Origin of the sequence: Bacillus sp. FSL K6-3176 (assembly GCF_038003325.1) — a bacterium.
GTDB lineage: Bacteria > Bacillota > Bacilli > Bacillales > Bacillaceae > Bacillus > Bacillus altitudinis.
Genome location: NZ_JBBOOX010000001.1, coordinates 1,696,184 through 1,723,166 on the forward strand (window position 1 = coordinate 1,696,184; position 26,983 = coordinate 1,723,166).

The following is a 26,983-nucleotide window of genomic DNA, read 5'->3' on the forward strand; positions in this document are numbered from 1 at the left end:
CATTTTCTGTCTTTGTTTTAAGGCAGAAATTGAGCTCGTGGCTGATGATGGATATGCGTTTCTTCAACACGAAAGGACAATTGAATAGGTCATCCTGCCATTAGCACGTTGAAGGAGACGAAGTCAGCACTTCAGACACGCTCAAAAACAGCAAATTGATTGATGAACTAGAAGGAGCTTGAAGCAGCTATGTTGCAAATAATTAAAGCAAGATGGATTGTATTAATGGTGTGGATGATAACAGCTGTGATTCTGTTTATTACTGCGCCCAATTTAGAGGAATTAACAAGAGAAAAAGGGCAGTTAAAGGTTCCAGAGGGGACACCAACAGCTGAGGCACTTCACTTATTGGATAAGCTTTCAGATCATAATGGGAAAAAAGATACTGGTGTGATTGTATTCTCCGAACAACATTTGTTCCCTGCCAAAGAGCAGGAATTAAAAAAGGCTTTAGCTGCACTCATGACACATGCCCCAGAACTCCACATTGACGGAATTACTTCGTATTTTCATGTAGATCGTGACATTCAAAAACAACTTTTATCAAAGGATAAAAGTACACTTCTTGTTCCATTCAAATTCGACCACTACGAAACAAAAGCTGTGAAGGTTAAAGAACGAATTGAGGAAGTTTTAAAGCCCTACAACGTTTCATATGAAATGACAGGTCAAAAATTTGTGGACTCAGATGTCATTAAAAGCTCTCAACAAGGTCTGAAGAAAACTGAACTTATCACGATGATTTTTATTTTCTTTATTTTAATAATTGTATTCAGATCGATACTGGCACCTGTTGTCCCGCTTATTACGATTGGCATTTCTTATGCTGTCAGCCGGTGTATTGTGGCTTTTCTCGTAGAATATACACCATTTCCTCTGTCTAATTTCACTCAGATTTTTATGGTAGCTATTATGTTCGGTATAGGAACGGATTATTGTATATTACTTTTAAGCCGTTTTAAAGAGGAGATTGGTCAGGGGCGTGATGTCAAAGAATCGATTATCATCACGTATCAATGTGCAGGGAAAACAGTCTTTTTCAGCGGCTTAGCTGTGTTAGTCGGCTTCTCAAGTATTGGTTTCGCAAAATTCCAATTGTACCAATCAGCCGTCAGCGTTGCCGTAGGCGTTGGCATTCTGCTCATTGCACTTGTCACAATCGTTCCCTTTTTTATGTCGGTTTTCGGAAAATCCCTTTTTTGGCCGTCTAAAAGAGAAAACATTCGTCATCCACAAAGTAAGATTTGGGAATGGGCTGGGCGCTTTTCATTTAAAAGACCGCTCATCAGCTTAGGGGTAGTTGCACTCATCACTGTTCCTCCAATTCTGATGTATGACGGCACTCTTTCTTATAATAGTTTAAATGAGATTGGGACAAAGTATGAGTCAGTGTCTGCATTTAATACGATATCTGAGCAATTTGGCTTTGGTGAAGCGCTGCCGCTGAATGTGCTTGTCGAAAGTGACAATGAGCTCGATAATCAAGAAAAGATCGTCATGATTGAAAAACTGACCCGTAAGTTAAGTGACATTGAGGAAGTAAAAGCGGTTCGCAGTGTCACTCGCCCAGTTGGAGATGGGTTAAGTCAGCTCTATGTTACCTCTCAAGCGAAAGAGCTAGGAGGAGAGCTTGGGAAAGGTCATGAGGGCATCGGGAAAATTACAGATGGCTTGACCGAAACAAACTTAGCACTTCTCAAACAAAAACCAAAAATTGAAGAATCCGCTAAAGGGATTGATCAATTGATTGATGGGACAAAAGCCATCAAAGGCGGGATCGGAGAAGTGAGGAAATCACTCATTTCTTTAGAGGATGGTGTGAGGCGCAGTAAAGAGGGCGTAGGAACCATTCGCACTGAAATCAAACAAGCGAAAAAAGAATTAGAGCAAGAATACCGCAGAAGTGAAACCATGATTCAAGACCTTGAACGAGTCGTAAGCACACTGGAAGGTCACGCAACATCAAATGAGCAACTGATGACAACGATTAAGAAAGTGAAACAATCCTATGAAAACGTATCATTTGAAGGACTTGAAAACCGGCTTCCAGAAATCAAAGATATGAATGAATATAAAGAAATCAAAAAAGTATTCGAAGACACAAAAGGAATGCTCGATCAAGCTGGAGAGCAAATGAGCGTCTATGAAGAGGAAGCATCTGCCTTTAAACAAAAGATCAAGAAAGCAGATCAAGTCATTCAAACGTTCTCAAGCAAGCAAAAAGAAATCAAACAACAAGTAAAGGCGCTGATGACAGGTCTAGATCAAATTTATGATGGTCTTGATGAAACGAATAAAGGACAAAAACAGCTCATCAAAGAAATGCCTAAAATTGAAGATGGCGCAGATCAGCTGACAGATGGCCAAAAAGCCGTGAAAAAAGGGTTTAACCAGCTATCATCTAAACTCTCACTATTAACAGATGGATTAGATGAAAGTATTTCAGGACTTGAGCAAGTAAAAAGCGGCTTTACCGAGGCGGACAGCTATTTAAAACAGCTTCAGGAAGCACCAGATGAAGAAGTAACGGGCTGGTTTATACCAGAAGAAGTACTGAAACGCCATGAATTTAAGAAAATATTTAATACGTATATGTCCCCAGATCGTAAATTAACAACCTTTGAAGTGATTTTAAATGTAAATCCATACAGCAATGAAGCAATGAAAGGTGTAGCAAAAATTGAAGAAACCCTTGATCAATATTTACCTGTAAGTGGTTTGAAAAACGCCAACTACGGTGTATCTGGTATCTCCAGTTTAAATGTTGACTTAAAAGAAACGTCAGACGGTGACTTTATCAGAACGGTTATTTTCATGTTAATTGGTATCTTTATTATTTTAGTTATATTATTAAGGTCAATCGTCATGCCGATATACTTAACACTGTCACTCATATTAACGTATTTTACATCCATTGGCTTAACAGAATGGATTTTCAAAATATTCTTTGGCTACGATGGTGTCAGCTGGGCTGTTCCATTTTTCAGCTTTGTGATCCTTGTGACCCTCGGCATTGATTATTCGATCTTCCTCATGGATCGTTTTAATGAATGGAAGGGAGAGCATGTTCAAGCATCCATGATATCAGCGATGAGAAATATGGGGTCGGTCATTATTTCAGCAGTTGCTATTTTAGCGGGTACTTTTGCTGCGATGCTGCCCTCGGGTGTATTATCATTAGTTGAAATTGCAACGGTCGTACTCATTGGACTTTTATTATATGCTTTTGTTGTACTACCACTCTTTATCCCGGTCATGGTTCGCATCTTTGGAAAATGGAATTGGTGGCCGTTTAGAATGAAATAACAACCTGCGTCTCTGCTTTTAGCAGAGGCGTTTTTATTTCCTATCCTTTCCTCTGATTGATATAATGACTATTAAATGGCTGTTTCACGTATATATCAGCTATGTTCTAATACATAATAAATAGGATGAACAAAGGAGGTTTCTCATGACGTACTTACAAGAGAAGACATTTGATACACCTGGTCTTCATACTCATATTGTCAAAACAGAAAAATTTAAAACCGTGACGATCCTTTTTAAAATGCTTGCGCCTTTATCCAAAGATGACGTCACCATGCGTTCTCTTTTCCCGCATGTGCTTTTAAGAGGAACAGAAAAAATGCCGAAAACGGGAGAGCTTCGTGCTTATTTCGACGAGCTCTATGGGGCGACCGTTTCCGCAGACATGGCGAAAAAAGGTGAAAATCACATCATTACCTTTCGTCTAGAAATGGCGAATGAAAAATATTTAAAGGATCAAACCCCTTTACTAGAAAAAGGGATTGCCTTACTTTCTGAACTATTATTCCACCCGTACGTGGAAAACGGGGTATTTCATGAATTGTACGTTGAGCAAGAAAAACGAACATTGAAACAGCGCATTCAAGCCGTTTATGATGACAAAATGCGCTATTCAAACTTAAGACTTGTGCAGGAAATGTGTAAAGGTGAGCCATATGCACTGCACGTCAATGGTGAAATGGAAGACGTCGAAGCGATTACGTCAGAAGCGCTCTTTAAAGCATACGAGCATGCACTTCAGTCAAACCAGCTGGATCTCTATGTTGTGGGAGACGTTGATGAACAAGACATCAATCGAATGGTCTCGCAATACTTTAAAACAAGTGAAAGAGAGCCGGTCAAACAAAATACCGAATCATCAAGATTACAAATAGAGCCAAAAGAAGTCATTGATGAAGAGGACGTAAAACAAGGAAAGCTAAACATTGGTTTTCGCACACATACAACGATAGCGGATAAAGATTATCCGGCGCTGCATTTGTTTAATGGCATATTCGGCGGCTTCTCGCATTCAAAGCTATTTATCAATGTGCGCGAAAAAGCAAGTCTTGCGTACTATGCTGTTTCTAGACTTGAGAGCTTTAAAGGTTTGATGATGGTCATGTCAGGAATTGAAGTCGGCAACTATCAGCAGGCAGTAGACATCATCAAAGAACAATTTGATGCCATGCAAAAAGGCGATTTTTCTGATGAAGCAATTGAACAGACAAAGGCTGTCGTCAAAAACCAGTTGCTCGAAACAATTGATACGTCTTATGGAACAGCGGAATACTTATATCAGCATGCCGTCGTGCCAACAGAGGAGAGCCTCGATTCCTTTTTAGATGCGTTAGACAGAGTGACAAAAGAGGACATCATCAAAGTGGGTCAAAAAATCGAATGGGATACGACCTATTTTCTTAAAGGAACGGAGGGTGCTTCATGACAGTGAAAACAATTCAATTCGATCAGCTGCAAGAGACGGTGTATCATGAAAAAATGGACAGCGGACTAGACGTCTATGTGCTGCCAAAGCAAGGGTTTAACAAAACATATGCAACCTTCACAACAAAATATGGCTCTGTCGACAATGAATTTGTTCCGCTTGGCAAAGAAGACATGATCCGAGTGCCTGATGGAATTGCCCATTTCTTAGAGCATAAGCTGTTTGAAAAAGAAGATGGTGATGTGTTTCATACATTTAGTAAACAGGGAGCAGCCGCAAACGCATTTACGACGTTTACGAGAACGGCATACTTATTTTCAAGCACGGCCAATGTCGAACAGAATCTTGAAACACTCATTGATTTTGTGCAAGAGCCTTATTTTACTGAAAAAACGGTCGAAAAAGAAAAAGGCATCATTGGTCAAGAAATCAACATGTATGATGACAATCCAGATTGGCGTTTATTCTTTGGTCTGATCGAAAACCTCTATCAAGAGCACCCAGTGAGAATTGATATTGCTGGAACCGTTGAAAGCATTGCGCCAATTACGAAAGACCATTTATATGAATGCTACGAAACGTTCTATCACCCAAGCAATATGCTTCTTTTTGTAGTGGGTCCTGTTGATCCGGCGCAAATTTTAGACCAAGTAAGAGCGAATCAGGCAAAAAAACCATTTACCGATCAGCCGGATATTCAGCGGAAAGAGATCAATGAGCCTGATCGTGTATACCGAAAAGAATACGAACTGAAAATGAATGTACAAGGCTCTAAATGTATGTTTGGTTTGAAAACGAAAAACCCGCATAAAAAAGGAAAACAGCTCCTCAAACATGAACTTGGCATGAATCTTATTTTAGAGACATTGTTTGGTAAAAGTTCTCTGCAATACGAGCGTATGTATGAAAAAGGCTTGATTGATGATACATTCAGTTACGATTATACGGAAGAAGGCGGTTTTGGCTTCACTTCAGTTGGCGGAGACACAAATGACCCTGATCAACTCGCAGATGAATTAAAAGAAACGCTTCTTCAAGCAAAAAGCCTGATCACAGAAGAAAAGATTGAACTTGCTCGTAAGAAAAAAATTGGCAGCTTTTTAAAAGCGATGAACTCCCCGGAGTACATCGCCAATCAATTCACTCGATACGCATTCTTAGAAATGAGCTTATTTGATGTCGTGCCAGTACTGGAGCAAATCCAATTAACAGATATTCAGCAAATCTTAGACGAAGAAATTGATGAAGAAAGAATGTCAGTTTTTAAAGTCGTACCGAAAGCAAAATAAAAGAAAAAAAGACAAACTCAACGTATAAGAGTTTGTCTTTTTTGTGTCCAGCTAAAGAAAGCGCTTTATATGCGAAGATATTGATTGACAATTGTTTTGGGTATTAGTTAAACTCTTTAATAGTTAAACAATCAAACTAAAGGAGCAGCATATGGTACAAAATAAAATTGCCCAGCTCATCCAGAGATATGCGGACGTCTATCTCATGATGGAGAAAAAAGTATCGAGTATGATCACGGAAAAGCTCGATAAAGAACTGACACTTGATCAATATTACTCGCTTCGATACATCAATTTACACCCAGGATGTACATCAACAGACCTTGCCATCGAATGTAATGTCAACAAAAGTGCTGTGACATCCATGACCAATCGTCTTTTTAATAAAGATTATATCTATCGAGAGCATGATCAAGCTGATCGAAGAAATGTTCATCTCTATGTGACGCCCGAAGGAAAAGACGTGGTCAGCCGAATGGAAAAGCAGCTTCAGGATCTTGTTCGGTCATATTTAGAAAAATTTGATGAAAAAGAAATCGAATCATTTATTCAAACATATGAAAAGATTTATCAGATTATCATCGAAGAGGAGGCACAACATAGTAATGAGAGCAATCATAAAGGGTAGATGGCTGATCACGATCCTTTGGGTCGTACTAGCGGCTGTATTATTAATCACCGCTCCTAATATGGCGCAATTAACAAAAGAAAAAGGGCAGATTTCCGTTCCAGATGGTTATCCTTCTTCCTACGCCGATCAATTATTAAAGAACATGTCTGAAAATGGGGATACGGAGAAATCTATCGTCATTGTCTTTCAAGGAAAGGATATCGTTAAAGAAAGAGAAGCCTCTTTAAAGAAAGCGATGGAGATTTTAGAAAAGGATCAAGATCTCCATGTGGAAGACATCACTTCTTATTTTGATGCAAACAAAGATATTAAAAAACAGATGCTCTCTAAAGATCAAACAACACTTCTTGTTCCAGTTACATACGACTCGAACAAAATCAAAGCATCCGATTTTAAAGAAAGAGTCAATGAAAAGCTTAAGAGCCTGAACCTGACATTTGAAATGACAGGGCAGCCGCTAATCGACGATGATGTCATCACAAGCTCACAAGAAGGTCTGAAAAAAACAGAATTCATTACAATTGGGTTTATTTTAATTGTTCTTGTGCTTGTCTTTAGATCCGCAGTGGCACCGTTCGTTCCTTTAGTGGCCGTAGCGCTTTCCTATTTGGTCAGCCAATCCATTGTGGCTTACCTAGTAAAGTATGTTGATTTTCCGCTCTCGACCTTTACCCAAATTTTTATGGTCGCCATCATGTTTGGGATTGGAACCGACTACTGCATCCTGTTGCTAAGCCGGTTTAAAGAAGAACTATCTCACGGAAAAGATAAGGTTGAGGCGATTATTACAACATATAAGACGGCAGGTAAAACCGTTTTATTCAGCGGAATTGCTGTCCTCATTGGTTTTACGTGTATCGGTTTAGCCGAATTCCAACTGTATAAATCAGCTGTCGCCGTGGCGGTTGGTGTTGCCGTGTTAATAGTGGCACTGCTCACTGTCGTTCCATTCTTTATGGCGGTTTTAGGAAAAGTGTTATTTTGGCCGATCAAAGGCGATATTGCCCACCCGCAATCGAAAATGTGGGAAACAGCTGGTCGTTTTTCATTTAAGAAACCACTTCTCAGCTTGCTAATCGTTGCAATTATTACCCTTCCAGCGATTCTTATGTATAAAGGAACACTTTCATATAACAACCTAGACGAAATCGGCAATAAATACGAATCTGTCAATGCATTTAATACGATCTCTGACAAATTTGGACCAGGTGAAGCCCTTCCAGCAACCGTTGTCGTGAAATCATCCGATCTTTTAGACAATAACGAAGGTCTGATTGCTGTTGAAAAACTCAGTCGTGCGATTGAACAAACAGATGGCGTGAGTAAAGTGAGAAGTGCCACTCGTCCTGTTGGTAAAGGGCTGAATGATCTGTACGTGAAATCTCAAGCCAAAGAGCTAAATAGCGGGCTTGATAAAAGTAACGAAGGGTTGAAAAAGATCCAAGATGCTCTTACAACCATGAGTAAATCCATCGAGGATCAAACACCACAAATTAAAGCATCAGGAAAAGGCATTAACAAATTGATTTCTGGAACCGAATCCGTAAAATCAGGTATTCAAAACGTCGAAAAAACGATGAGAGAACTGCAAACCTATATCGATCAAAACAAAAAAGGCGTTTCTGAAATTAAAGAAAGAATAAAGGGTGCGAAAAAGGAATTAACAGATCAAGTCGCACAAGTGAATCAGCAAGTGGCACTGTATAAAAGCATTTCCAAAGAATTAAAAGCAGCATTGGCACAAGTCGATACGTCATCCTCTGCCGCAGCGGATGTGAAAGCTTTGATCAGTCAAGCGAATAAACAGTTCAGTACACTTGAGCAGCAAATTCCGCAAGTGAAAGAAAATCAATCATATCAAGCCATCAAAGCTTCATATAAGGAACTTTCTACTACCTTGCAAGAAGGAGCCAAACAGGCTGACAGCTATGCAAAACAAGCAAAAGAAGCAAAAAAACAGCTTGAAGCAGCAGATGCTTTTATCGCAAAAGCTTCAGAGCAGCAAAAAGTGTTTACAAATCAAATTGATGAGCTGATTGCTGGCTTAGAAGCCATTGAAAACGGGCTAGATCAAACGTCTAAAGGCCAAGGGCAGTTAGCTGATGGTATGCCTAAACTTGCAAATGGAGCCGGCGACATCATTAATGGTCAAAAACAAATGAAAGAAAAAATTGGCGGCTTTGGTGACAATCTGACCAAGCTGACAGATGGTCTAAACAAAAGTGTCGACGGCCTTGAGAAAATTTCAAACGGCTTAATGGGTGCAGGAGACTACTTAGATGAACTGAAAAACGCGCCAGATCAAGACATGGCCGGTTGGTTTATTCCAAAAGATGTCCTAAAAAATAAAGCATTCAAGCAAGTGTTCGATTCCTATATGTCGGATGACCGCAAAATGACAAAGATTGACGTCATTTTAGAAGACAATCCATATGGAAACGACGCCATGAAAACAATTAAACAAGTAGAAGCTTCGGTCAAACGTGCACTTCCTGAAACAAACCTAAAAGATGTTTCATTTGGCGTATCTGGTGTTTCAAGTATGAACGCTGATTTAAAACAGCTGTCAGACCAAGACTTCAATAAGACGGTTCTTTACATGATGATCGGTATTTTCCTGATACTAGTGATTCTGTTCCGTTCTCTCGTGATGCCGCTTTACTTAGTAGGCTCGCTGATTTTAACGTACTTTACCGCCATTGGTGTAACAGAATTTATTTTTACCCATTTCTTTGGATATCCAGGCATCAACTGGGCTGTTCCATTCTTTGGCTTTGTCATCTTAATGGCGCTTGGAGTCGATTATTCGATTTTCTTAATGGAACGGTTCAATGAATACAAAACAAAAGACATCCAGTTTGCCATGACTGAATCAATGAAAAATATGGGATCTGTTATTATGTCTGCTGCCGTCATTTTGGCAGGAACATTTGCAGCGATGCTACCTTCAGGTGTATTGTCACTCTTACAAATTGCAACACTTGTTCTAACTGGACTTTTATTGTATGCACTCGTTGTGCTACCATTGTTCGTACCTGTGATGGTCAAATTGTTCGGATCAGCGAATTGGTTCCCATTTAAACGAAAAGAATAAGGATTCCATAAAGAAAGTAGGAACAAAGTATGAGTCGTTGGGCACTGATTACTGGTGCCAGTGGCGGAATTGGGCAGGCGACAGCCAAAAAGCTTGCCCAAGAAGGCTGCCATCTGATGCTCCATTATCATCAAAATGAACAAGCGGCTAATCGTCTTTCCGCCGATCTCAAAGAAACATATCAAGTAGAAACGTACGTCGTTCAAGCTGATTTAGCGAAAACAGGCGGAGCAGCAGAGCTTGTCAGCCGCCTGCCGCTTGATCCAGATATTCTTGTTTTAAATAGCGGAAAGAGTCATGTTGGTTTAGTGACAGATACTGAAAAAGAAGTTCTAGCCAGCATGGTGCAGCTTCATGTGACAAGTCCATATGAGCTTACCCAATCCATTTTGCCTGCCATGATTCAAAAAAAGTCAGGACATATTATTGCGGTTAGCTCAATATGGGGGGAAACGGGTGCCTCGTGTGAAGTACTGTACAGTATGGTCAAGGGTGCTCAAAATGCCTTCATTAAGGGGCTTGCCAAAGAGCTTGCCCCAAGTGGAATTAGAGCAAATGCAGTCTCACCAGGTGCGGTTCAGACTGATATGATGAAAAGCTTCACACAAGAAGACCTTGCGATGATGGAAGAGGAGATTCCACTAGGCCGTCTTGCCGCACCTGAAGAGATAGCCGATGCCATTTGGTTTCTTGCCTCCAAGCAGTCAAATTATATCACAGGTCAAATTTTATCTGTCAATGGCGGCTGGTACTGTTAAAAAACGTGTATAATTCGTCTCTCCATGACAAAAGCTATGGCTGTAATTCATCTTTTCGAATGGAGGAATCGACATGTCTGTACTTGAGAGCTGGGACCATTGGAAAAACTTTTTAGGTGACCGTTTAAATCATGCACAGGATAAAGGTTTATCAGATGATACCATCAATAACCTTGCGTATGAAATTGGCGGATACCTGGCTAATGAAGTTGAAGCAAAGAATGAGCAAGAAAGAGTACTTTCTGACCTTTGGAGCGTTGCATCAGAAGATGAGCAGCGTGCCATTGCAAACATGATGGTCAAGCTAGTTGAAAATAATAGCTCGCACTAAACAAAAAGAGAGGTCGTTTGTGCCTCTCTTTTTATTTTAACCGTTTAGCAACATTGTGCTTTCTAAAAATGTGAAAATGCTTTATGATAAAGGAAGGTAAAAATTTGCCACAATGAAGGGGGTAATATCATTTGGCAAAGCTCGAATGGTATTTTGAATATGAGATACAGGTGAACCGTCCCGGACTTTTAGGAGACATTTCTTCTTTAATGGGGATGCTTTCAATTAATATTGTGACAATTAATGGTGTTGATGTATCAAGACGCGGCATGCTTCTTCGATGTGACCACACAGATCAAATTAAGCGGCTTGAATCAATTTTAAATACAATGGAAACGATAAAAGTAACGAAACTAAGACAGCCAAAACTTCGTGACCGTTTAGCTGTTCGTCATGGAAGATACATTCAGCGTGATGCGGATGACAAAAAGACGTTCCGTTTTGAAAGGGACGAGCTTGGTCTACTTGTCGATTTTATGGCTGAATTATTTAAAAAAGAAGGACATAAATTGATTGGAATTCGCGGAATGCCGCGGGTTGGAAAAACAGAATCAATTGTTGCTTCAAGTGTATGTGCAAGTAAGAGATGGCTGTTTGTATCGTCGACTCTTTTGAAACAGACCATTCGCAGTCAGCTGATTGCAGATGAATACAGCCCAGATAACGTCTTTATTATTGATGGGATTGTGTCGACAAGAAGAGGTTCTGAAAAGCACTTGCAGCTTTTAAGAGAAATTATGAGACTGCCTGCTACAAAGGTGGTAGAGCATCCAGATATCTTTATTCAAAATTCAGAATATACAATGGATGATTTCGACTACATCATTGAATTGCGTAATAGTGCAGACGAAGAAATTACATACGAGCACGCTGAAGAACCACAAGTGTTTGATCATTCTGGTTTTTCTGGCTTCGATTTTTAATATGGTAATGGTAGGTGTTTGTTTTGACTGAATTGGGAAAACGGCTCGTTGAGGCCAGAGAGGAAAAAGGGATGTCGCTGGAGGATTTGATGGCGGCTACCAAAATCCAAAAGCGCTATTTGCTAGCAATAGAACAAGGAAACTATGATATCATTCCAGGTAAATTTTACGTCAGAGCGTTTATTAAACAATATGCCGAGGCCGTTGGACTGAATCCTGAACAATTGTTCGAAGAGTTTCGTAAAGATGTACCAAGCACGTATAACGATGAAGTGTCTGATAAATTATCAAATATTAAACCGCAACGAGAGCTGCCAAAGCCTGCCTCAAAGTTACTGGAGCTGCTTCCGACGATTTTAATCATTGGAGGGATCCTTGTGGTGATCGCTATCATTTATGTGATCGTTCAAGCGGTTAATCATGATAGCGGACAGAAAAATAATCAGGCGGCTCCTCAGCAATCAGAATCAAAATACGAAGTGTCTAAGGATTCATCGCTGGCAAAGGATCAAAAGAAAAAGGAAAAAGCTTCGTCAGATGATCAAGAAAAATCATCTGAAAAAGACGATTCCTCAAAGGATTCATCTAAAGACGATGAAGATGTTTCTTTGAAGGCGACGAATACAGAGGGTTCTACGACAACGTATGAAGTATCAGGTGCAGAAGAGATGGAGCTAACCATTTCTGCCTCACAAGCTTCATGGCTTCGTGTGAGAGACGAATCTGGAAAAGTGCTGAAGATGGGTGAATTGAAAGATGGCGAATCGTTTAAAACAGACTTGACTGATCTTTCCCAAGTCGATATCCGCTTAGGAAATGCATCGGGAATCGATATTAAAGTCAATGACGAAACGCTGAAGTACGAATTAGACCCTAAAAACACCATGACACAAAACATTGTGATTGTGAATAAAGGAAAGGAAAAGTCATCTTAAGCAAGTAGATGACTTTTCTTTTGTTCCTACTATTATATACATAAAAAAATGCTTTATTGGAGGATTGGAATTCATGTTTAACTTACCGAATAAAATTACTCTTTCTAGGATCGCCTTGATTCCTGTGTTTATGTTGATTATGCTTGCTCCATTAGATTGGGGTGTTGCGCGCTTTGGTGACGTCAGCATCGAAGTCACTCACCTTGTTGGAGCGATCTTGTTTATTGTCGCTTCGACAACCGACTGGATTGATGGTTACTATGCACGTAAGCTCAATTTAGTCACAAACTTTGGTAAGTTTTTAGATCCGCTTGCAGATAAATTGCTTGTTTCAGCGGCTTTAATTATACTTGTTCAATACAACCTCACACCGGCATGGATGGCAATTGTGATCATTAGCCGCGAATTTGCTGTAACAGGCCTAAGGCTTGTCTTAGCTGGAGGCGGTGAAGTGGTCGCAGCCAATATGCTTGGAAAAGTGAAGACGTGGGCGCAAATCATTGCGATTTCGGCACTTCTTTTGCATAACCTGCCGTTTGAACTTGTATCATTCCCATTTGGTGATCTTGCCATGTGGGTAGCGGTGTTCTTCACTGTTGTCTCAGGCTGGGATTACTTTGCGAAAAACTGGGAAGCCTTAAAGAATTCTAACTAAAAAGGACGTGTACGCTTTGAAGTCAGAGAGAAAAGCAGAAATTATTGCAGTCGGTTCCGAACTTTTGCTAGGGCAAATTACGAATACGAATGCACAATTCATCAGCAAACAACTAGCTGAAATTGGTGTGAATGTTTATTACCACACAGCAGTTGGTGACAATCCAGAGCGTTTAAAAAGGGCCATTCAAGTGGCACAGGAAAGATCGAATTTTATTATCTTCTCAGGGGGTCTTGGACCAACGAAAGATGATTTAACAAAAGAAACCATTGCAAATACGCTCGATAAAGAGCTTGTGCTAAATGAAGAAGCATTTGAGTCTATTCAAGAGTACTTCCGTAAAACCGGACGTGATATGTCGCCGAACAACCGTAAACAGGCGCTCGTTCTAGAGGGATCTGATGTGCTCGTAAACCGTTTCGGAATGGCACCTGGTATGTTTATACAAGAGGGAGATACGTTTTACATTCTGCTCCCTGGACCGCCAAGTGAATTGCACCCGATGTTTGAAAACGAAGCGAAGCCGCTTATTTCTGAAAAACTCGGCCTAAAGGAAAAAATCGTGTCTGTTGTCTTGCGTTTCTTTGGCATCGGTGAATCTCAACTCGAAACAGATCTTGAAGATTTAATTGATGCACAGACCAATCCAACGATTGCACCGCTTGCAGCTGACGGGGAAGTGACGCTAAGGCTGACAGCCAAGCATGAGGATGAAAAAGAAACAGAGCGTCTGTTAAAAGAAACAGAAGCACAAATTTTAGAACGGGTCGGCGAGTACTTCTACGGATATGGTGATACATCTCTTGCCTTTGAAGCTTCAAAGGCCTTGCATGAACACGGGAAAACAGTAGCAGCGGCTGAAAGCCTGACTGGTGGTATGTTTTCAGAGTGGCTGACAGATCTTGAAGGGGCATCATCCATTTTAAACGGCAGTGTGGTTTGTTACACAAATCAAGTCAAGCAGCAAGTGCTGGGCTGCCGTGAAGAAACATTGTCTTCTCATGGTGCTGTCAGCAAAGAGTGTGCTTTAGAGCTCGCAGAAGGCGTTAGAAAACTGACGGGAAGCGATATCGGTATTAGCTTTACAGGTGTGGCAGGTCCTGAACCACACGAAGGACAGCCGGTTGGAAAAGTATTTATCGGGCTATCGACAAAAGATCAGACAGACGTGTTTGAATGGATGTTTACTGGCAGTCGATCAGGCATTCGCAAGCGTGCTGTGAAATATGGTTTGCACCACCTTCTCAAATTATTAAAAGAAAGTTAATTTTGTTTTTTATGAGGTTTACTCCTTTATAAAAGAGCGTTTTTTCTAATAGAAACAGTTCTTTTCTTAAATAATCTGCCAAGAAAAAATCGAATATGTGTTCGTTTTTTTCTTGGCAAATGACGTAAAACAAGGTATAGTATAGATAGTGGAATTGATAAAGGAGGAAACAATAGAATGAGTGATCGTCAAGCAGCCTTAGATATGGCTCTTAAACAAATAGAAAAACAGTTTGGTAAAGGCTCTATTATGAAACTAGGAGAGCAAACAGATACACGTATTTCAACAGTACCTAGTGGTTCGTTAGCACTTGATACTGCGCTTGGAATAGGTGGATACCCTCGCGGCCGTATTATTGAAGTATATGGTCCAGAGAGTTCTGGTAAAACGACAGTAGCACTTCATGCGATTGCTGAGGTTCAGCAGCAGGGAGGACAAGCTGCATTTATCGATGCGGAGCATGCGCTAGATCCAGTTTACGCTCAAAAATTAGGTGTCAACATTGATGAGTTGTTACTTTCTCAGCCGGATACAGGAGAACAAGCACTTGAAATTGCAGAAGCACTTGTTCGTAGTGGTGCAGTTGATATTGTTGTCATTGACTCAGTAGCTGCTCTTGTACCAAAAGCAGAGATCGAAGGAGACATGGGAGATTCACACGTTGGTCTTCAAGCACGTTTGATGTCTCAAGCACTTCGTAAACTATCTGGTGCTATCAACAAATCAAAAACAATTGCGATCTTTATTAACCAAATTCGTGAAAAAGTAGGGGTTATGTTTGGTAATCCTGAAACAACGCCTGGTGGACGTGCACTTAAGTTCTATTCATCTGTTCGTTTAGAAGTACGCCGTGCTGAACAGTTGAAACAAGGGAACGACATCATGGGGAACAAAACGAGAATTAAAGTTGTGAAAAACAAAGTGGCACCGCCATTCCGTATTGCCGAAGTAGACATTATGTACGGTGAAGGTATCTCGAAAGAGGGAGAAATCATCGACCTTGGAAGCGAACTAGATATCGTACAAAAGAGCGGGGCTTGGTATTCTTATCAAGAGGAACGTCTTGGACAAGGACGTGAAAATGCGAAGCAATTCCTAAAAGAGAATAAAGACATTCTTCTTATGATTCAAGAGCAGATCAGGGAGCACTACGGTTTGGATACAAACGGAGTGAAATCAACTGACGAAGAAGGACAAGAAGAATTGGAATTGAATGACTAAAAAGACGCTGAAAAGCGTCTTTTTTTTACAATTACATAACAGCTAGCGGGTCAAAAGTTCTGTCTTTGCTTGAAATAACGACTTACGCCTCAGTCTGACTAGCTTGACAAGTATTTCCGACACAATTACAATGGGAATGTATCACTTGTTTTTCTTAACATGATTGATAACTAATTTAAACTTGACAAGGGCAGTGAGGATCTCATTCCCTGTGAAGGCCCTGTATGTTGAGACACAAAACAATGTACATGCCGACACTTTATTTGTAAAACCAAGTTCATAGCAAGAGGAGGTGAAAATATGTCGCCTACGATGTTTACGATCATCTCCATTTTGCTGAGCCTAATCTGTTTAGTTGTTGGCTACTTTGTTCGTAAAACCATTGCAGAAGCAAAAATATCCGGCGCAAGAAACATGGCCGAACAAATTGTTGAGGATGCAAAGCGTGATGCGGAAGCATTGAAGAAAGAAGCGCTCTTAGAAGCGAAAGATGAAATTCATTCGTTTCGTGTAGAGGCGGAGCAAGAAGTTCGTGAAAGACGTAATGAGCTTCAAAGACAAGAAAACCGTTTACTTCAAAAAGAGGAAAACCTTGATCGCAAGGACGAGACTTTAGATAAACGGGAGTCCCTGTTGGAGAAGAGAGATCATTCTCTGAATGAACGACAACAACATATTGAAGAGATGGAAAGCAAAGTGGATGATATGATTCGTTTGCAGAAAGCTGAGTTGGAGCGTATTTCTAGTCTAACTCGAGATGAAGCGAAACAAATCATTCTGGATCAAGTTGAAAATGAGCTTTCCCACGACATTGCAGTCATGACGAAAGAATCTGAAAACCGGGCGAAAGAAGAGGCTGATAAAAAAGCGAAAAACATTCTTTCACTTGCGTTACAGCGTTGTGCAGCTGATCATGTAGCTGAAACAACGGTATCTGTAGTCAATCTTCCAAATGATGAGATGAAAGGTCGTATTATCGGACGTGAAGGACGAAATATCCGTACGTTAGAAACGTTAACAGGTATTGACCTGATCATTGATGATACACCTGAAGCTGTCATCTTATCGGGCTTTGATCCGATAAGACGTGAAACAGCGAGGATAGCTCTGGACAAGCTAGTCCAGGATGGACGTATTCATCCTGCACGAATTGAAGAAATGGTGGAAAAATCACGCCGTGAAGTCGATGATTATATCCGCGAGATGGGTGAGCAAACGACATTTGAAGTCGGAGTTCACGGTTTGCATCCGGATCTCATCAAAATTCTCGGTCGCTTAAAATTCCGTACAAGTTATGGACAAAATGTCCTGAAGCATTCAATTGAGGTTGCACATCTTGCAGGTCTCATGGCTTCAGAGCTTGGAGAAGATGCAAAGCTTGCAAAACGAGCAGGTCTTCTGCATGACATTGGAAAAGCCATTGATCATGAAGTAGAAGGAAGCCACGTGGAAATTGGCGTTGAGCTTGCGACGAAATATAAAGAGCATCCTGTTGTCATCAACAGTATTGCATCTCACCATGGTGACCAAGAACCGACATCTATTATCGCTGTTCTTGTTGCGGCAGCCGATGCATTATCTGCAGCACGCCCTGGTGCAAGAAGTGAGACGCTTGAAAATTACATTCGGAGACTTGAGAAATTAGAAGACATCTCTGAATCTTATGAAGGTGTTGAAAAATCGTTTGCGATACAAGCTGGACGTGAAGTGCGTATTATGGTGAAGCCAGATTCAATTAATGATCTTGAAGCTCACCGTCTAGCAAGGGATATTCGTAAGCGGATTGAGGACGAGCTCGATTACCCTGGTCACATTAAAGTGACAGTTATTCGAGAAACTCGCGCAGTAGAGTATGCAAAATAGAGCGGTGCGCTTAGCGCCGCTTTATTTTTTTGTGTAAATATGCAACACTGATAAGAAGATCATTTTATAAGAGAAAGGGTTCAAAACGTATGAAAATATTATTTGTTGGAGATATCGTTGGTTCACCTGGCAGAGATACACTGAAAGAATACTTGCCAAAGCTAAAGAAAAAATATCAGCCGCACTTTACGATTGTCAATGGAGAAAATGCGGCTCATGGGAAAGGCCTTACTGAAAAAATCTATCACGAGCTGCTTCAAGCTGGGGCTGATGTGCTCACGATGGGGAACCATACATGGGATAAAAGAGACATTTTCGATTTCATCGATGATGCACCCCATATTGTTCGTCCGGCAAACTTCCCGCAAGGTACACCAGGGAAAGGGCTTACTTTTATTAAAAAACAAGGTAAAGAACTAGCTGTCATCAACTTGCAAGGCCGCACATTTTTACCTCCGATTGACTGCCCATTTCAAAAAGTAGATGAGCTTATAGCAGAAGCTTCAAAACGTACACCGTTTATTTTTATTGATTTTCATGGTGAAGCCACAAGTGAAAAGCAAGCAATGGGTTGGTATACAGATGGCCGTGCATCATGTGTCGTTGGAACACATACACATGTTCAAACAGCAGATAACCGCGTCTTGCCAAAAGGAACTGCTTATATTTCGGATGTTGGCATGACTGGTCCTTATGACGGCATTTTAGGTGTTGATCGGGAAACGATTATTAAACGATTTAAAACGAGCCTTCCTGTCCGTTTTGAAATTGCAGAAGGCCGCACGACATTAAGTGCAGTGATCGTAGAAATTGACGAACCGTCGAAAAAAGCTGTCAAAATTGATCGAATTTTGATAAATGATGACCATATTTTCTTTGAATAAATATTCACATATTTATTTCAGAAAAATATTAATCAGAAAGAAGGAATATGCGCCCTCTATCGTGAATATAGTAAAAATGGTAGGTAGCCTGCTATTTTTGAAAAACATTTTGGGGATGGATTTTCAAAAAAATAGCAACATCTAACAAAGATTGTTCTAATGAACACTCACTTATCCATTGTAAATTTAAGGGGGAGCAAAAATGGAAATTTTAAAAGTTTCAGCAAAGTCAAATCCAAATTCAGTAGCAGGAGCATTAGCCGGCGTTTTACGTGAACGCGGTGCAGCAGAAATACAGGCTATCGGCGCTGGAGCACTGAATCAGGCGGTCAAGGCTGTCGCCATTGCAAGGGGATTTGTTGCGCCTAGCGGAGTGGATTTGATATGCATTCCAGCCTTTACTGACATTCTTATCGATGGAGAAGAAAGAACAGCAATCAAACTGATTGTTGAACCACGATAATTCTAATTTTATTATTTTCAACCTGCTTACATCATGTAAGCAGGTTGTTTTTGTTTACCGCTATACATTTCTCATATAACATATTTCTTTCACAAAATAGATAGAAAATGACATATTAGAGCTTGCATTTTTTCACCATGATGATAAATTAAGATTAAGTTGAAAATACTTCATCAAAAATAAATATTTAAGTAGGTGAAATAATGGTTGAAGCTTTTTTAAAAAGAGGAAAGCTTGTTTTTATTTTATTTTTTATCGTTCTCATTGCTGGAGGTTATTTGTTTACACAGCTTCCTAAACGAGAACTGCCAGAGTTTCAAGCGAATATTGTAACCATTTCGACTGTTTTCCCTGGTGCAGATGCAAAACAGGTAGAAAGTGATGTCACCAATAAGCTTGAGTCGGCCATTTCTGATATCAATGGTGTAGAGAAGACAAGCTCTGTTTCTGCTATTGGTTTCTCAAATATTGTGCTTGAAATTGATGATCAAGCCGATTTTCAAAAGGTGGCAAGTCAAATCAAGAGTGAAACCACAAATGCCGCCTCTTCTTTTCCAGATGGTGTGATGGAGCCAGATGTAAAGGATGAGTTTGGCAACGTGCCAGTTGGTTCTTATATGATTGTAGCAAGTAACTCATCTGATTTAGCAAAAAGTCAGGAATCGCTGCGTGCGTTAAAAGAAAAAGTGGAGGACATCAAAGGTGTTGATGGAGTCGTCATCAAAGGGTTCAATGACAAACAAGCAATATTGAACTTGGATTCAAGTAAACTGGAGGATAACGGGTTAAACGTGACTGATGTCACAAATGCCATCAATCAAGAATTTGACACATCCCCTCTAGGTGACGTCCAGGCAGCTGGAGAAAAGGTCAAGCTGTCCATTGATGCCTATGATCGTTTAGATCAAATCAAAAAGATTGAGATCTTCTCAAAAATGAGCCGAGAGCCTGTTACAATCGGTCAGCTTGGTCGTTTAAAAGAAGTAGAAAAAGAGAAAAGTGATATCGTTTCATATAACGGAAAGCCAGCCTATTCATTTACAGTCAATATCAAGCCAGGACTGGATATTCCTAAAATGTATGACAAAGTCAGTGCGGTCATTGAAAAAGAGAAAGAGCTGCCAAATGGTGTGGATTGGATAGACTACTATTCACAAAAAAGTGAAGTAGATGCCATTTTTAACGATTTAATCAAAGAAGCGATCGTGGCCGTCATCGCCGTCATTGTCGTCACCACACTTGGTCTAACCATTGGTGGTGCGTTTATCGTTTCACTTGCGATTCCGCTATCCATAACGATCGGAACCATCCCGCTGCCGTTTTTACAAGTGGACCTTAATCAAATTTCAATTATTGGCTTTATCATTGCGCTAGGGATACTTGTAGATGACGCCATTGTCGTCAACGATAATATTTTAAGGCAGATGAAAAAATACGAAAGTCCGCTTAAAGGAACAATTGCAGGTGTAAAAGAAGTGGCTGGATCCATTTTGACGTCAACACTGGCTGTTGTCTTTGCCTTCTTGCCGCTTGTTTTCCTTTCTGGTGCGAACGGTTCATTTATTCGAGCGTTACCGTCTGTTCTAGTCACAACTGTACTTGCGTCAATGGTCATTTCATTGACACTTGTGCCCGTGTATCAATATACAGCAAACCGAAAAAGAAAGAACAAGAAGATTCAAAAAGAACCGGGCTTTTTAGGCAAACCATTAAAAAGATTAGCCGATTTTTATGCAGATCGAATACTGACAAACATCGTGAAGCGACCACTTCTCATTGGATTAAGTGGTTTGCTCGTTGCCACACTTGCCTTTTTGCTTATTTTCGCCACACCATTTGAGTTTTTCCCTGCGGCGAATAAGAAAGAGGTGGTTGTCACTGTGACACTGCCAAGTGAAATAACCTTAGATAAAACGAATGAAACATTAGAGAAAATTGAACAAGAGATCAAACAGCAAAAAGGCATTGAAGAGACGGCCATTTTTGCAGGCGGCGGAGTGCCGAACTTGTTTAATGAAAGTATCTCAAACGCAAGTGATCATACGGGTCAGGTTGTTGTCAGAGTAGACAATGAGCAGATGACAAGCAAGGCATTGATCGATCGTATGACAGAGCCATTGCGAAAGAAATTTAAAGATGCTGATATCTTTATGAAAACCATTGTTCAAGGACCACCAACGGGAGCGCCTGTGACCGTCACTGTTGCAGGAGAACAATTTTCAAAACTCGTTGATGTGAAAGAGAAGCTCACAAAAGAAATGAAAGAAAGCGGAGCGAGCCTGATCACAGACGATGTCAATCAGCCGGTGAAAACCATCTCATTTGAATTAAATCGTGACCGAATGGCAGAGGATGGGCTCACTGCTCAGTTTGTCAGCAGACAGCTCGGCCTTGTTACAGAAGGAATTCCATTAGGCACCTTTAAACAAGGAACAGATGACATCGACCTCGTAGTGAAACAAGACATGAGCACACATCAAAACGGACTGAAGCTAAAAGACATCAAGGTGCCTGTGAGTGCAAATGAGGAGGGCATGCCTCAGCTTGAGCCGCTTAGCCGATACGTAAAAGAAAAAGAAACAGAGCAATTTGAAAGCATTCCGCATGAAAACGGGATGCCGACGATCACGTTAAAGGCATATCCTGGTGCATCAGATACGTTTAAAGACGATATGACGGAAGTCGTAAATGAAGTTGGGAAAAGCGATGCGGCGAAGAATTTGACCATTTCTCAGGGCGGAGAAAATGAAGATCAAACTCAATTCTTTATTGAAATTAGTCTCTTATTTGGGGTAGTCCTTCTGCTCATTTATGTGACCATCGCTTTCCAGTTCAATTCACTCCTGCTTCCGCTTTTAGTTCTTGGAACGGTTTACTTAGCGATATCCGGCGCCATTATTGGACTATTTGTCACTCAAACGCCGTTTAGCTTTATGGCCACAATGGGGATTGTATCATTGGCAGGTATTGTTGTCCGAAATGCAGTCGTTTTGTTTGAATTTATTGAACAGCGGCGCAAGCAAGGTCTCGATCAACAGGCAGCTGTGATTGAAGCGGGGAGAGCAAGGATTAGACCTATTTTGCTGACAGCATTTACAGCACTTGTCGCTCTTATGCCCGTTGCTTTAAGTAATGACCCACTCTTTAAGCCGCTAGCGATCTGCATCGTATCAGGTGTCTTTTTCTCAACGATTCTGACACTACTGATTGTGCCGGCTTTATATGTAGCCGTTTCAAAAAAACGCTGACAACTTAAAAGCAAATCTCCGAATAAAAGGAGATTTGCTTTTTTTTTAGAAAAATACCTAAAAAAATATGTGGAGTGTTCATTTGTCTTCTCCTGAAAGACAGTGGTATTTACGCCTAAAATAAGACATGATAAGATCGGATTGGGAGAAGTTTTTTAACAAAGGGGTTGTACGTCATGTGTGGAACGATGAAATCGATTGTTAAAAAAGAAAGCGCTTACGGAGCGGCGATGATGGAAATGCCGATTCCAGAAATAAGGGATCATGAAGTGCTCATCCAGGTAAAGGCTACATCAATATGCGGAACGGATGTGCATATTTATAATTGGGATGATTGGGCGAAGGGGAGAGTCAAAGCACCGTACATTTTTGGTCATGAATTCACAGGGGAAGTTGTCAAAACGGGGAACCAAGTCTCACGAGCAAAAGTAGGGGACTTTGTATCGGCTGAGACGCATATTGTCTGTAATCAGTGTTATATGTGTTTAACGGGTCAGCAGCATTTGTGCAGCGAAACGAAAATTTTAGGGGTCGACATTGATGGCTGTTTTGCTGAATATGTCAAAGTACCAGAACAAAATGTGTGGCATAATCCAGCTCAAATGCCAGTGGAACTTGCATCTATTCAAGAACCGCTTGGAAATGCTGTTCATACAGTTCTGCATACACCTGTTTCAGGAAAGTCAGTGGCGGTTTTTGGCTGCGGGCCCATTGGTTTAATGGCGATTGCGGTTGCAAAAGCCTCCGGGGCTGTCCAAGTGTTCGCTGTTGATAAAAATGAATACAGACTGGATCTTGCCCGTAAAATGGGTGCAGATCATATCGTGGATATCGGAAAAGATGATCCTGTTGCCATGATCAAGCAGCTCACGCGGATGGAAGGGGCAGACGTGATGTGTGAGATGTCAGGACATCCCGTTGCGATTAATCAAGCACTCGAAGCTTGTGCAAATGGAGGGAAAGTGAATATACTAAGTTTGCCAGAGCGGCCGGTAACCATTGACATTACGAATCAAATTGTTTTTAGGGGATTAACCGTGCAAGGGATCACGGGGAGAAAAATGTTTGAGACGTGGCGTCAAGTATCTGAACTTTTAAGAACGAATACCATTGATGTACAGCCGGTTATCACTCATACGCTGCCGTTTGAAGATTTTGAAAAGGGATTTGAACTCATGAGAAATGGTATGTGCGGGAAGGTCGTACTGATCATGCCATCATATCAAAGGGGGACGAAATGATGAAAGAATTTACGTATTTACAAGATGAATTAGACACAATGAAGCAGCAAGGCACCCATCAAACACTGAAAGAAATCGATTCCAAACAATCATCCACGGTGACACTAAATGAACAATCCGTCATACAACTCTCTTCAAATAACTACTTAGGTCTCACCTCACATCCAAGGCTGATGAAAGCGGCAAAAGAGGCGATTGATGAATTCGGTGCTGGAACAGGATCTGTACGAACCATTGCTGGAACGATGACAATGCATGAACGGCTTGAAAAAAAGCTCGCAGCTTTTAAAAAGACAGAGGCAGCCCTTGTATTCCAATCAGGCTTTACGACCAACCAAGGGGTCTTATCCAGTATTCTCACAAAAGATGATATTGTCATTTCAGATGAGCTGAACCATGCATCAATCATCGATGGGATTCGCTTAACAAAGGCAGATAAAAAAGTATATGCTCATTCTAATATGGAAGAGCTTGAGAAAATTTTAAAGAAATCGATGAATTACCGCGTCCGTCTTATCGTGACAGATGGTGTGTTCTCAATGGATGGAGATATTGCACCGCTTCCTGAGATTGTAAGACTTGCAGAAACATATGATGCCTTTGTGATGGTAGACGATGCCCATGCGTCTGGAGTACTTGGTGAAAATGGGCGCGGAACAGTGAATCATTTTCAACTTGACGGCAGAGTGCATATTCAGGTTGGCACACTTAGTAAGGCAGTTGGTGTGCTAGGCGGTTACGTCGCTGGTTCTGCCGTTTTAATCGACTACTTAAAACATAAAGCAAGACCATTTTTATTCAGCACCTCACATCCGCCGGCTGTCACAAGAGCCTGTGAAGAAGCCATTGAAGTGCTGTTAGACGAACCGGAACGCATTGAAACACTTTGGGAGAACGCTGCCTATTTTAAAGAAAAAGTCATCGGTCTTGGATTTGAGGTGGCACCAACAGAAACGCCTATTATTCCAATGATGATTGGAGACGAGGCACTCACTTTCCGGTTTTCAAAAGCATTAATCGAGCGCGGCGTTTTCGCTCAAGGCATTGCTTTTCCAACTGTAGCGAAAGGAAAAGCGAGAATTAGAGCCATCATCACAGCAGAGCACACAAAAGAAGAGCTTGACCGTGCACTGACAATCATCGAAGAAGAAGCAAAAAAACTGAATATACTTGATTGAGAGAGCTGAGGCTCTCTTTTCTTTTGATCAAGAGTATTGATGACTGTCCAGATGATAGACATTTTTCATAGAAAAAACACATATGAATTTATTTTCATTTCACGACAAAATAGTCTATACTGTAGGGTGGAGCTTGGTTTGAAAGGAGTACAAATTCATGAATGAAGAGCAGAGAAAAGCGAGCGGACAAGTAAGTTCATCGGACAAAAAATCCGAGAAGGACTACAGCCAGTATTTTGAAGCTGTGTACATTCCGCCTTCCTTAAAAGATGCAAAAAAACGGGGTAAAGAAGAAGTCGAATACAATCAATTTCAAATTGACGAGCGTTTTCAAGGGTTAGGAAACGGCCGCAAGTTTTATATTCGCACATATGGCTGTCAAATGAATGAGCATGACACAGAAGTGATGGCTGGTATTTTTATGGCGCTTGGTTATGAACCAACAAATTCGACTGAAGATGCGAATGTCATCTTATTAAACACTTGTGCCATTCGTGAGAATGCAGAAAACAAAGTGTTTGGAGAGCTTGGTCATTTAAAAGCATTAAAGCGTGAAAAGCCAGATTTAATCTTAGGCGTCTGCGGATGCATGTCGCAAGAAGAATCGGTCGTTAACCGTATTTTAAAGAAACACCCATTTGTTGACTTGATTTTCGGTACCCACAACATTCACCGCCTGCCAGAGCTATTATCTGAATGCTACCTTTCAAAAGAAATGGTCATTGAGGTTTGGTCTAAAGAAGGCGATGTGATTGAAAATCTTCCGAGAGCCCGCCAAGGAAAAATTAAGGGCTGGGTGAATATTATGTACGGCTGTGATAAATTCTGTACATACTGTATCGTCCCTTACACGCGCGGTAAGGAAAGAAGCCGCCGTCCGGATGAAATTATTCAAGAGGTCAGACGCTTAGCAGCAGAAGGATATAAAGAAATTACCCTTCTTGGTCAAAACGTGAATGCGTATGGAAAAGATTTTGAAGACATGGAATATGGTCTTGGTCACCTAATGGATGAGCTGCGTAAAATCGATATTCCACGTATCCGTTTTACAACAAGCCACCCGCGTGACTTTGATGATCACTTAATTGAAGTGCTTGCCAAAGGCGGAAACCTTCTCGATCATATTCATTTGCCGGTTCAATCAGGAAGTTCTTCTGTGCTGAAACTCATGGCAAGAAAATACGACCGTGAACGTTACCTTGACCTAGTGCGCAAAATCAAAGAGGCAATGCCAAATGCTTCATTAACAACGGACATTATCGTTGGGTTCCCAAATGAAACAGATGAGCAGTTTGAAGAGACGCTTTCCCTCTATCGTGAGGTTGAGTTTGATGCGGCTTATACGTTCATTTACTCTCCAAGAGAAGGAACACCAGCAGCCAATATGAAAGACAACGTGCCAATGCGTGTAAAAAAAGAACGTCTGCAGCGCCTGAATGCACTCGTAAATGAAATTTCTGCGAAAAAAATGAAGGAATATGAAGGGCAGACTGTCGAAGTATTAGTAGAGGGTGAAAGTAAAAACAACCCTGAGATCCTAGCCGGATATACAAGTAAAAGCAAGCTTGTGAATTTTAAAGCACCAAAAGAAGCGATTGGCAACATCGTCAAAGTGAAAATCACACAAGCCAAAACTTGGTCTCTTGACGGAGAAATGGTTGGAGAAGCTATCGAGGTGAATTAAAATGACGCTTTATTCAAAGAAAGAGATTGTCGAGCGCGCAAGAGAGCTCGCGAAAATGATTTCTGAAACAGAAGAAGTTGATTTCTTCAAAAAAGCAGAAGCGCAAATCAATGAAAATACAAAAATTGCAGCGATCATTAATCAAATTAAGGCGCTTCAAAAGCAAGCTGTGAATTTAAAGCATTATGGCAAACATGAAGCCTTAAAACAAGTGGAAGAAAAAATTGATGCCCTGCAAGAAGAACTGGATGAGATCCCAGTGATTCAAGAATTCAAAGAATCACAAACAGAGGTTAATTCCCTGCTTCAGCTTGTAGCGCACACGATTTCTAATCAAGTAACGGATGAAATCATTCTTTCAACCGGCGGTGACCTCTTATTAGGAGAAACCGGTTCAAAAGTGAAAAACTCATCCCCAAGTTGCTCCATTAAATGAGAAAACCCCGCAGATGCGGGGTTTTTTGTTTTCTGATGTAAGAATTGCATACCTTCTTTCTCCTTCAGCTTCCATCAACCCCAATCTCTCATTCTCCAACTTTTCCAATTTTCAAGGCAAGTTTATGGGCGACCATGCATACACTGAAAC

General features: G+C 40.8%; 20 protein-coding genes. All 20 read left to right on the plus strand.

Features of this window, described 5'->3' with window-relative positions; genetic code table 11:
- The first annotated feature begins 189 nt into the window (after positions 1-189).
- The gene (locus MHB38_RS08755; protein ID WP_202734486.1) at positions 190-3,306 is read left to right on the plus strand and encodes an MMPL family transporter; all 3,117 of its coding nucleotides are present in this window, start codon (positions 190-192) and stop codon (positions 3,304-3,306) included.
- 145 nt (positions 3,307-3,451) lie between these two features.
- Positions 3,452-4,732, plus strand: coding sequence for an EF-P 5-aminopentanol modification-associated protein YfmF (gene yfmF, locus MHB38_RS08760; protein WP_182489155.1), 1,281 nt, complete (start codon positions 3,452-3,454; stop codon positions 4,730-4,732).
- Positions 4,729-6,021 carry an EF-P 5-aminopentanol modification-associated protein YfmH gene (gene yfmH, locus MHB38_RS08765; protein ID WP_341003102.1) on the plus strand — a complete coding sequence of 431 codons (1,293 nt, stop codon included), beginning with the start codon at positions 4,729-4,731 and terminating at the stop codon, positions 6,019-6,021. The genes yfmF and yfmH overlap by 4 nt, the downstream gene beginning before the upstream one ends.
- Positions 6,022-6,172: 151 nt before the next feature.
- Complete coding sequence (locus tag MHB38_RS08770; RefSeq protein ID WP_007499493.1) at positions 6,173-6,649, plus strand: MarR family winged helix-turn-helix transcriptional regulator; 477 nt, start codon at positions 6,173-6,175, stop codon at positions 6,647-6,649.
- Positions 6,627-9,746 (plus strand): MMPL family transporter, encoded by a 3,120-nt coding sequence (locus MHB38_RS08775; RefSeq protein ID WP_202734485.1) that lies wholly within the window; start codon positions 6,627-6,629, stop codon positions 9,744-9,746. The genes MHB38_RS08770 and MHB38_RS08775 overlap by 23 nt, the downstream gene beginning before the upstream one ends.
- Positions 9,747-9,775: 29 nt before the next feature.
- Positions 9,776-10,504 (plus strand): elongation factor P 5-aminopentanone reductase, encoded by a 729-nt coding sequence (gene ymfI / locus MHB38_RS08780; RefSeq protein WP_341003103.1) that lies wholly within the window; start codon positions 9,776-9,778, stop codon positions 10,502-10,504.
- Between the two features lie 73 nt (positions 10,505-10,577).
- Positions 10,578-10,835, plus strand: a complete 258-nt coding sequence (locus MHB38_RS08785) for a DUF3243 domain-containing protein (protein WP_008344693.1) — start codon at positions 10,578-10,580, stop codon at positions 10,833-10,835.
- A gap of 131 nt (positions 10,836-10,966) precedes the next feature.
- Complete coding sequence (locus MHB38_RS08790; protein WP_003211480.1) at positions 10,967-11,758, plus strand: DUF3388 domain-containing protein; 792 nt, start codon at positions 10,967-10,969, stop codon at positions 11,756-11,758.
- 23 nt (positions 11,759-11,781) lie between these two features.
- Positions 11,782-12,693 carry a helix-turn-helix domain-containing protein gene (locus tag MHB38_RS08795; protein ID WP_135227155.1) on the plus strand — a complete coding sequence of 304 codons (912 nt, stop codon included), beginning with the start codon at positions 11,782-11,784 and terminating at the stop codon, positions 12,691-12,693.
- A gap of 73 nt (positions 12,694-12,766) precedes the next feature.
- Positions 12,767-13,348 carry a CDP-diacylglycerol--glycerol-3-phosphate 3-phosphatidyltransferase gene (pgsA, locus tag MHB38_RS08800; protein ID WP_008344688.1) on the plus strand — a complete coding sequence of 194 codons (582 nt, stop codon included), beginning with the start codon at positions 12,767-12,769 and terminating at the stop codon, positions 13,346-13,348.
- Positions 13,349-13,364: 16 nt separating this feature from the next.
- Positions 13,365-14,615: a competence/damage-inducible protein A gene (locus MHB38_RS08805; protein ID WP_057079522.1), complete on the plus strand. Its 1,251-nt coding sequence runs from the start codon at positions 13,365-13,367 to the stop codon at positions 14,613-14,615.
- A 177-nt stretch (positions 14,616-14,792) separates the two neighbouring features.
- Complete coding sequence (gene recA / locus MHB38_RS08810) at positions 14,793-15,836, plus strand: recombinase RecA (protein WP_007499478.1); 1,044 nt, start codon at positions 14,793-14,795, stop codon at positions 15,834-15,836.
- Positions 15,837-16,136: 300 nt separating this feature from the next.
- Positions 16,137-17,699 carry a ribonuclease Y gene (gene rny, locus MHB38_RS08815; protein WP_007499477.1) on the plus strand — a complete coding sequence of 521 codons (1,563 nt, stop codon included), beginning with the start codon at positions 16,137-16,139 and terminating at the stop codon, positions 17,697-17,699.
- 89 nt (positions 17,700-17,788) lie between these two features.
- Complete coding sequence (locus MHB38_RS08820; protein WP_019744184.1) at positions 17,789-18,583, plus strand: TIGR00282 family metallophosphoesterase; 795 nt, start codon at positions 17,789-17,791, stop codon at positions 18,581-18,583.
- Between the two features lie 202 nt (positions 18,584-18,785).
- A complete protein-coding gene (gene spoVS, locus MHB38_RS08825) occupies positions 18,786-19,046 on the plus strand; it encodes a stage V sporulation protein SpoVS (protein WP_003211281.1) in 261 nt (86 codons plus the stop codon).
- A 203-nt stretch (positions 19,047-19,249) separates the two neighbouring features.
- Positions 19,250-22,294 carry an efflux RND transporter permease subunit gene (locus tag MHB38_RS08830; protein WP_135227152.1) on the plus strand — a complete coding sequence of 1,015 codons (3,045 nt, stop codon included), beginning with the start codon at positions 19,250-19,252 and terminating at the stop codon, positions 22,292-22,294.
- Positions 22,295-22,470: 176 nt separating this feature from the next.
- On the plus strand, positions 22,471-23,535 hold the full coding sequence (gene tdh, locus MHB38_RS08835) for an L-threonine 3-dehydrogenase (protein ID WP_135227151.1): 1,065 nt from the start codon (positions 22,471-22,473) through the stop codon (positions 23,533-23,535).
- On the plus strand, positions 23,532-24,713 hold the full coding sequence (locus tag MHB38_RS08840; RefSeq protein WP_123766738.1) for a glycine C-acetyltransferase: 1,182 nt from the start codon (positions 23,532-23,534) through the stop codon (positions 24,711-24,713). Before tdh ends, MHB38_RS08840 begins: the two co-directional genes overlap by 4 nt.
- A gap of 157 nt (positions 24,714-24,870) precedes the next feature.
- Positions 24,871-26,397: a tRNA (N6-isopentenyl adenosine(37)-C2)-methylthiotransferase MiaB gene (miaB, locus tag MHB38_RS08845; protein WP_007499471.1), complete on the plus strand. Its 1,527-nt coding sequence runs from the start codon at positions 24,871-24,873 to the stop codon at positions 26,395-26,397.
- 1 nt (position 26,398) lies between these two features.
- Complete coding sequence (locus tag MHB38_RS08850; protein ID WP_008344661.1) at positions 26,399-26,833, plus strand: RicAFT regulatory complex protein RicA family protein; 435 nt, start codon at positions 26,399-26,401, stop codon at positions 26,831-26,833.
- The last annotated feature ends 150 nt before the right edge of the window (positions 26,834-26,983 follow it).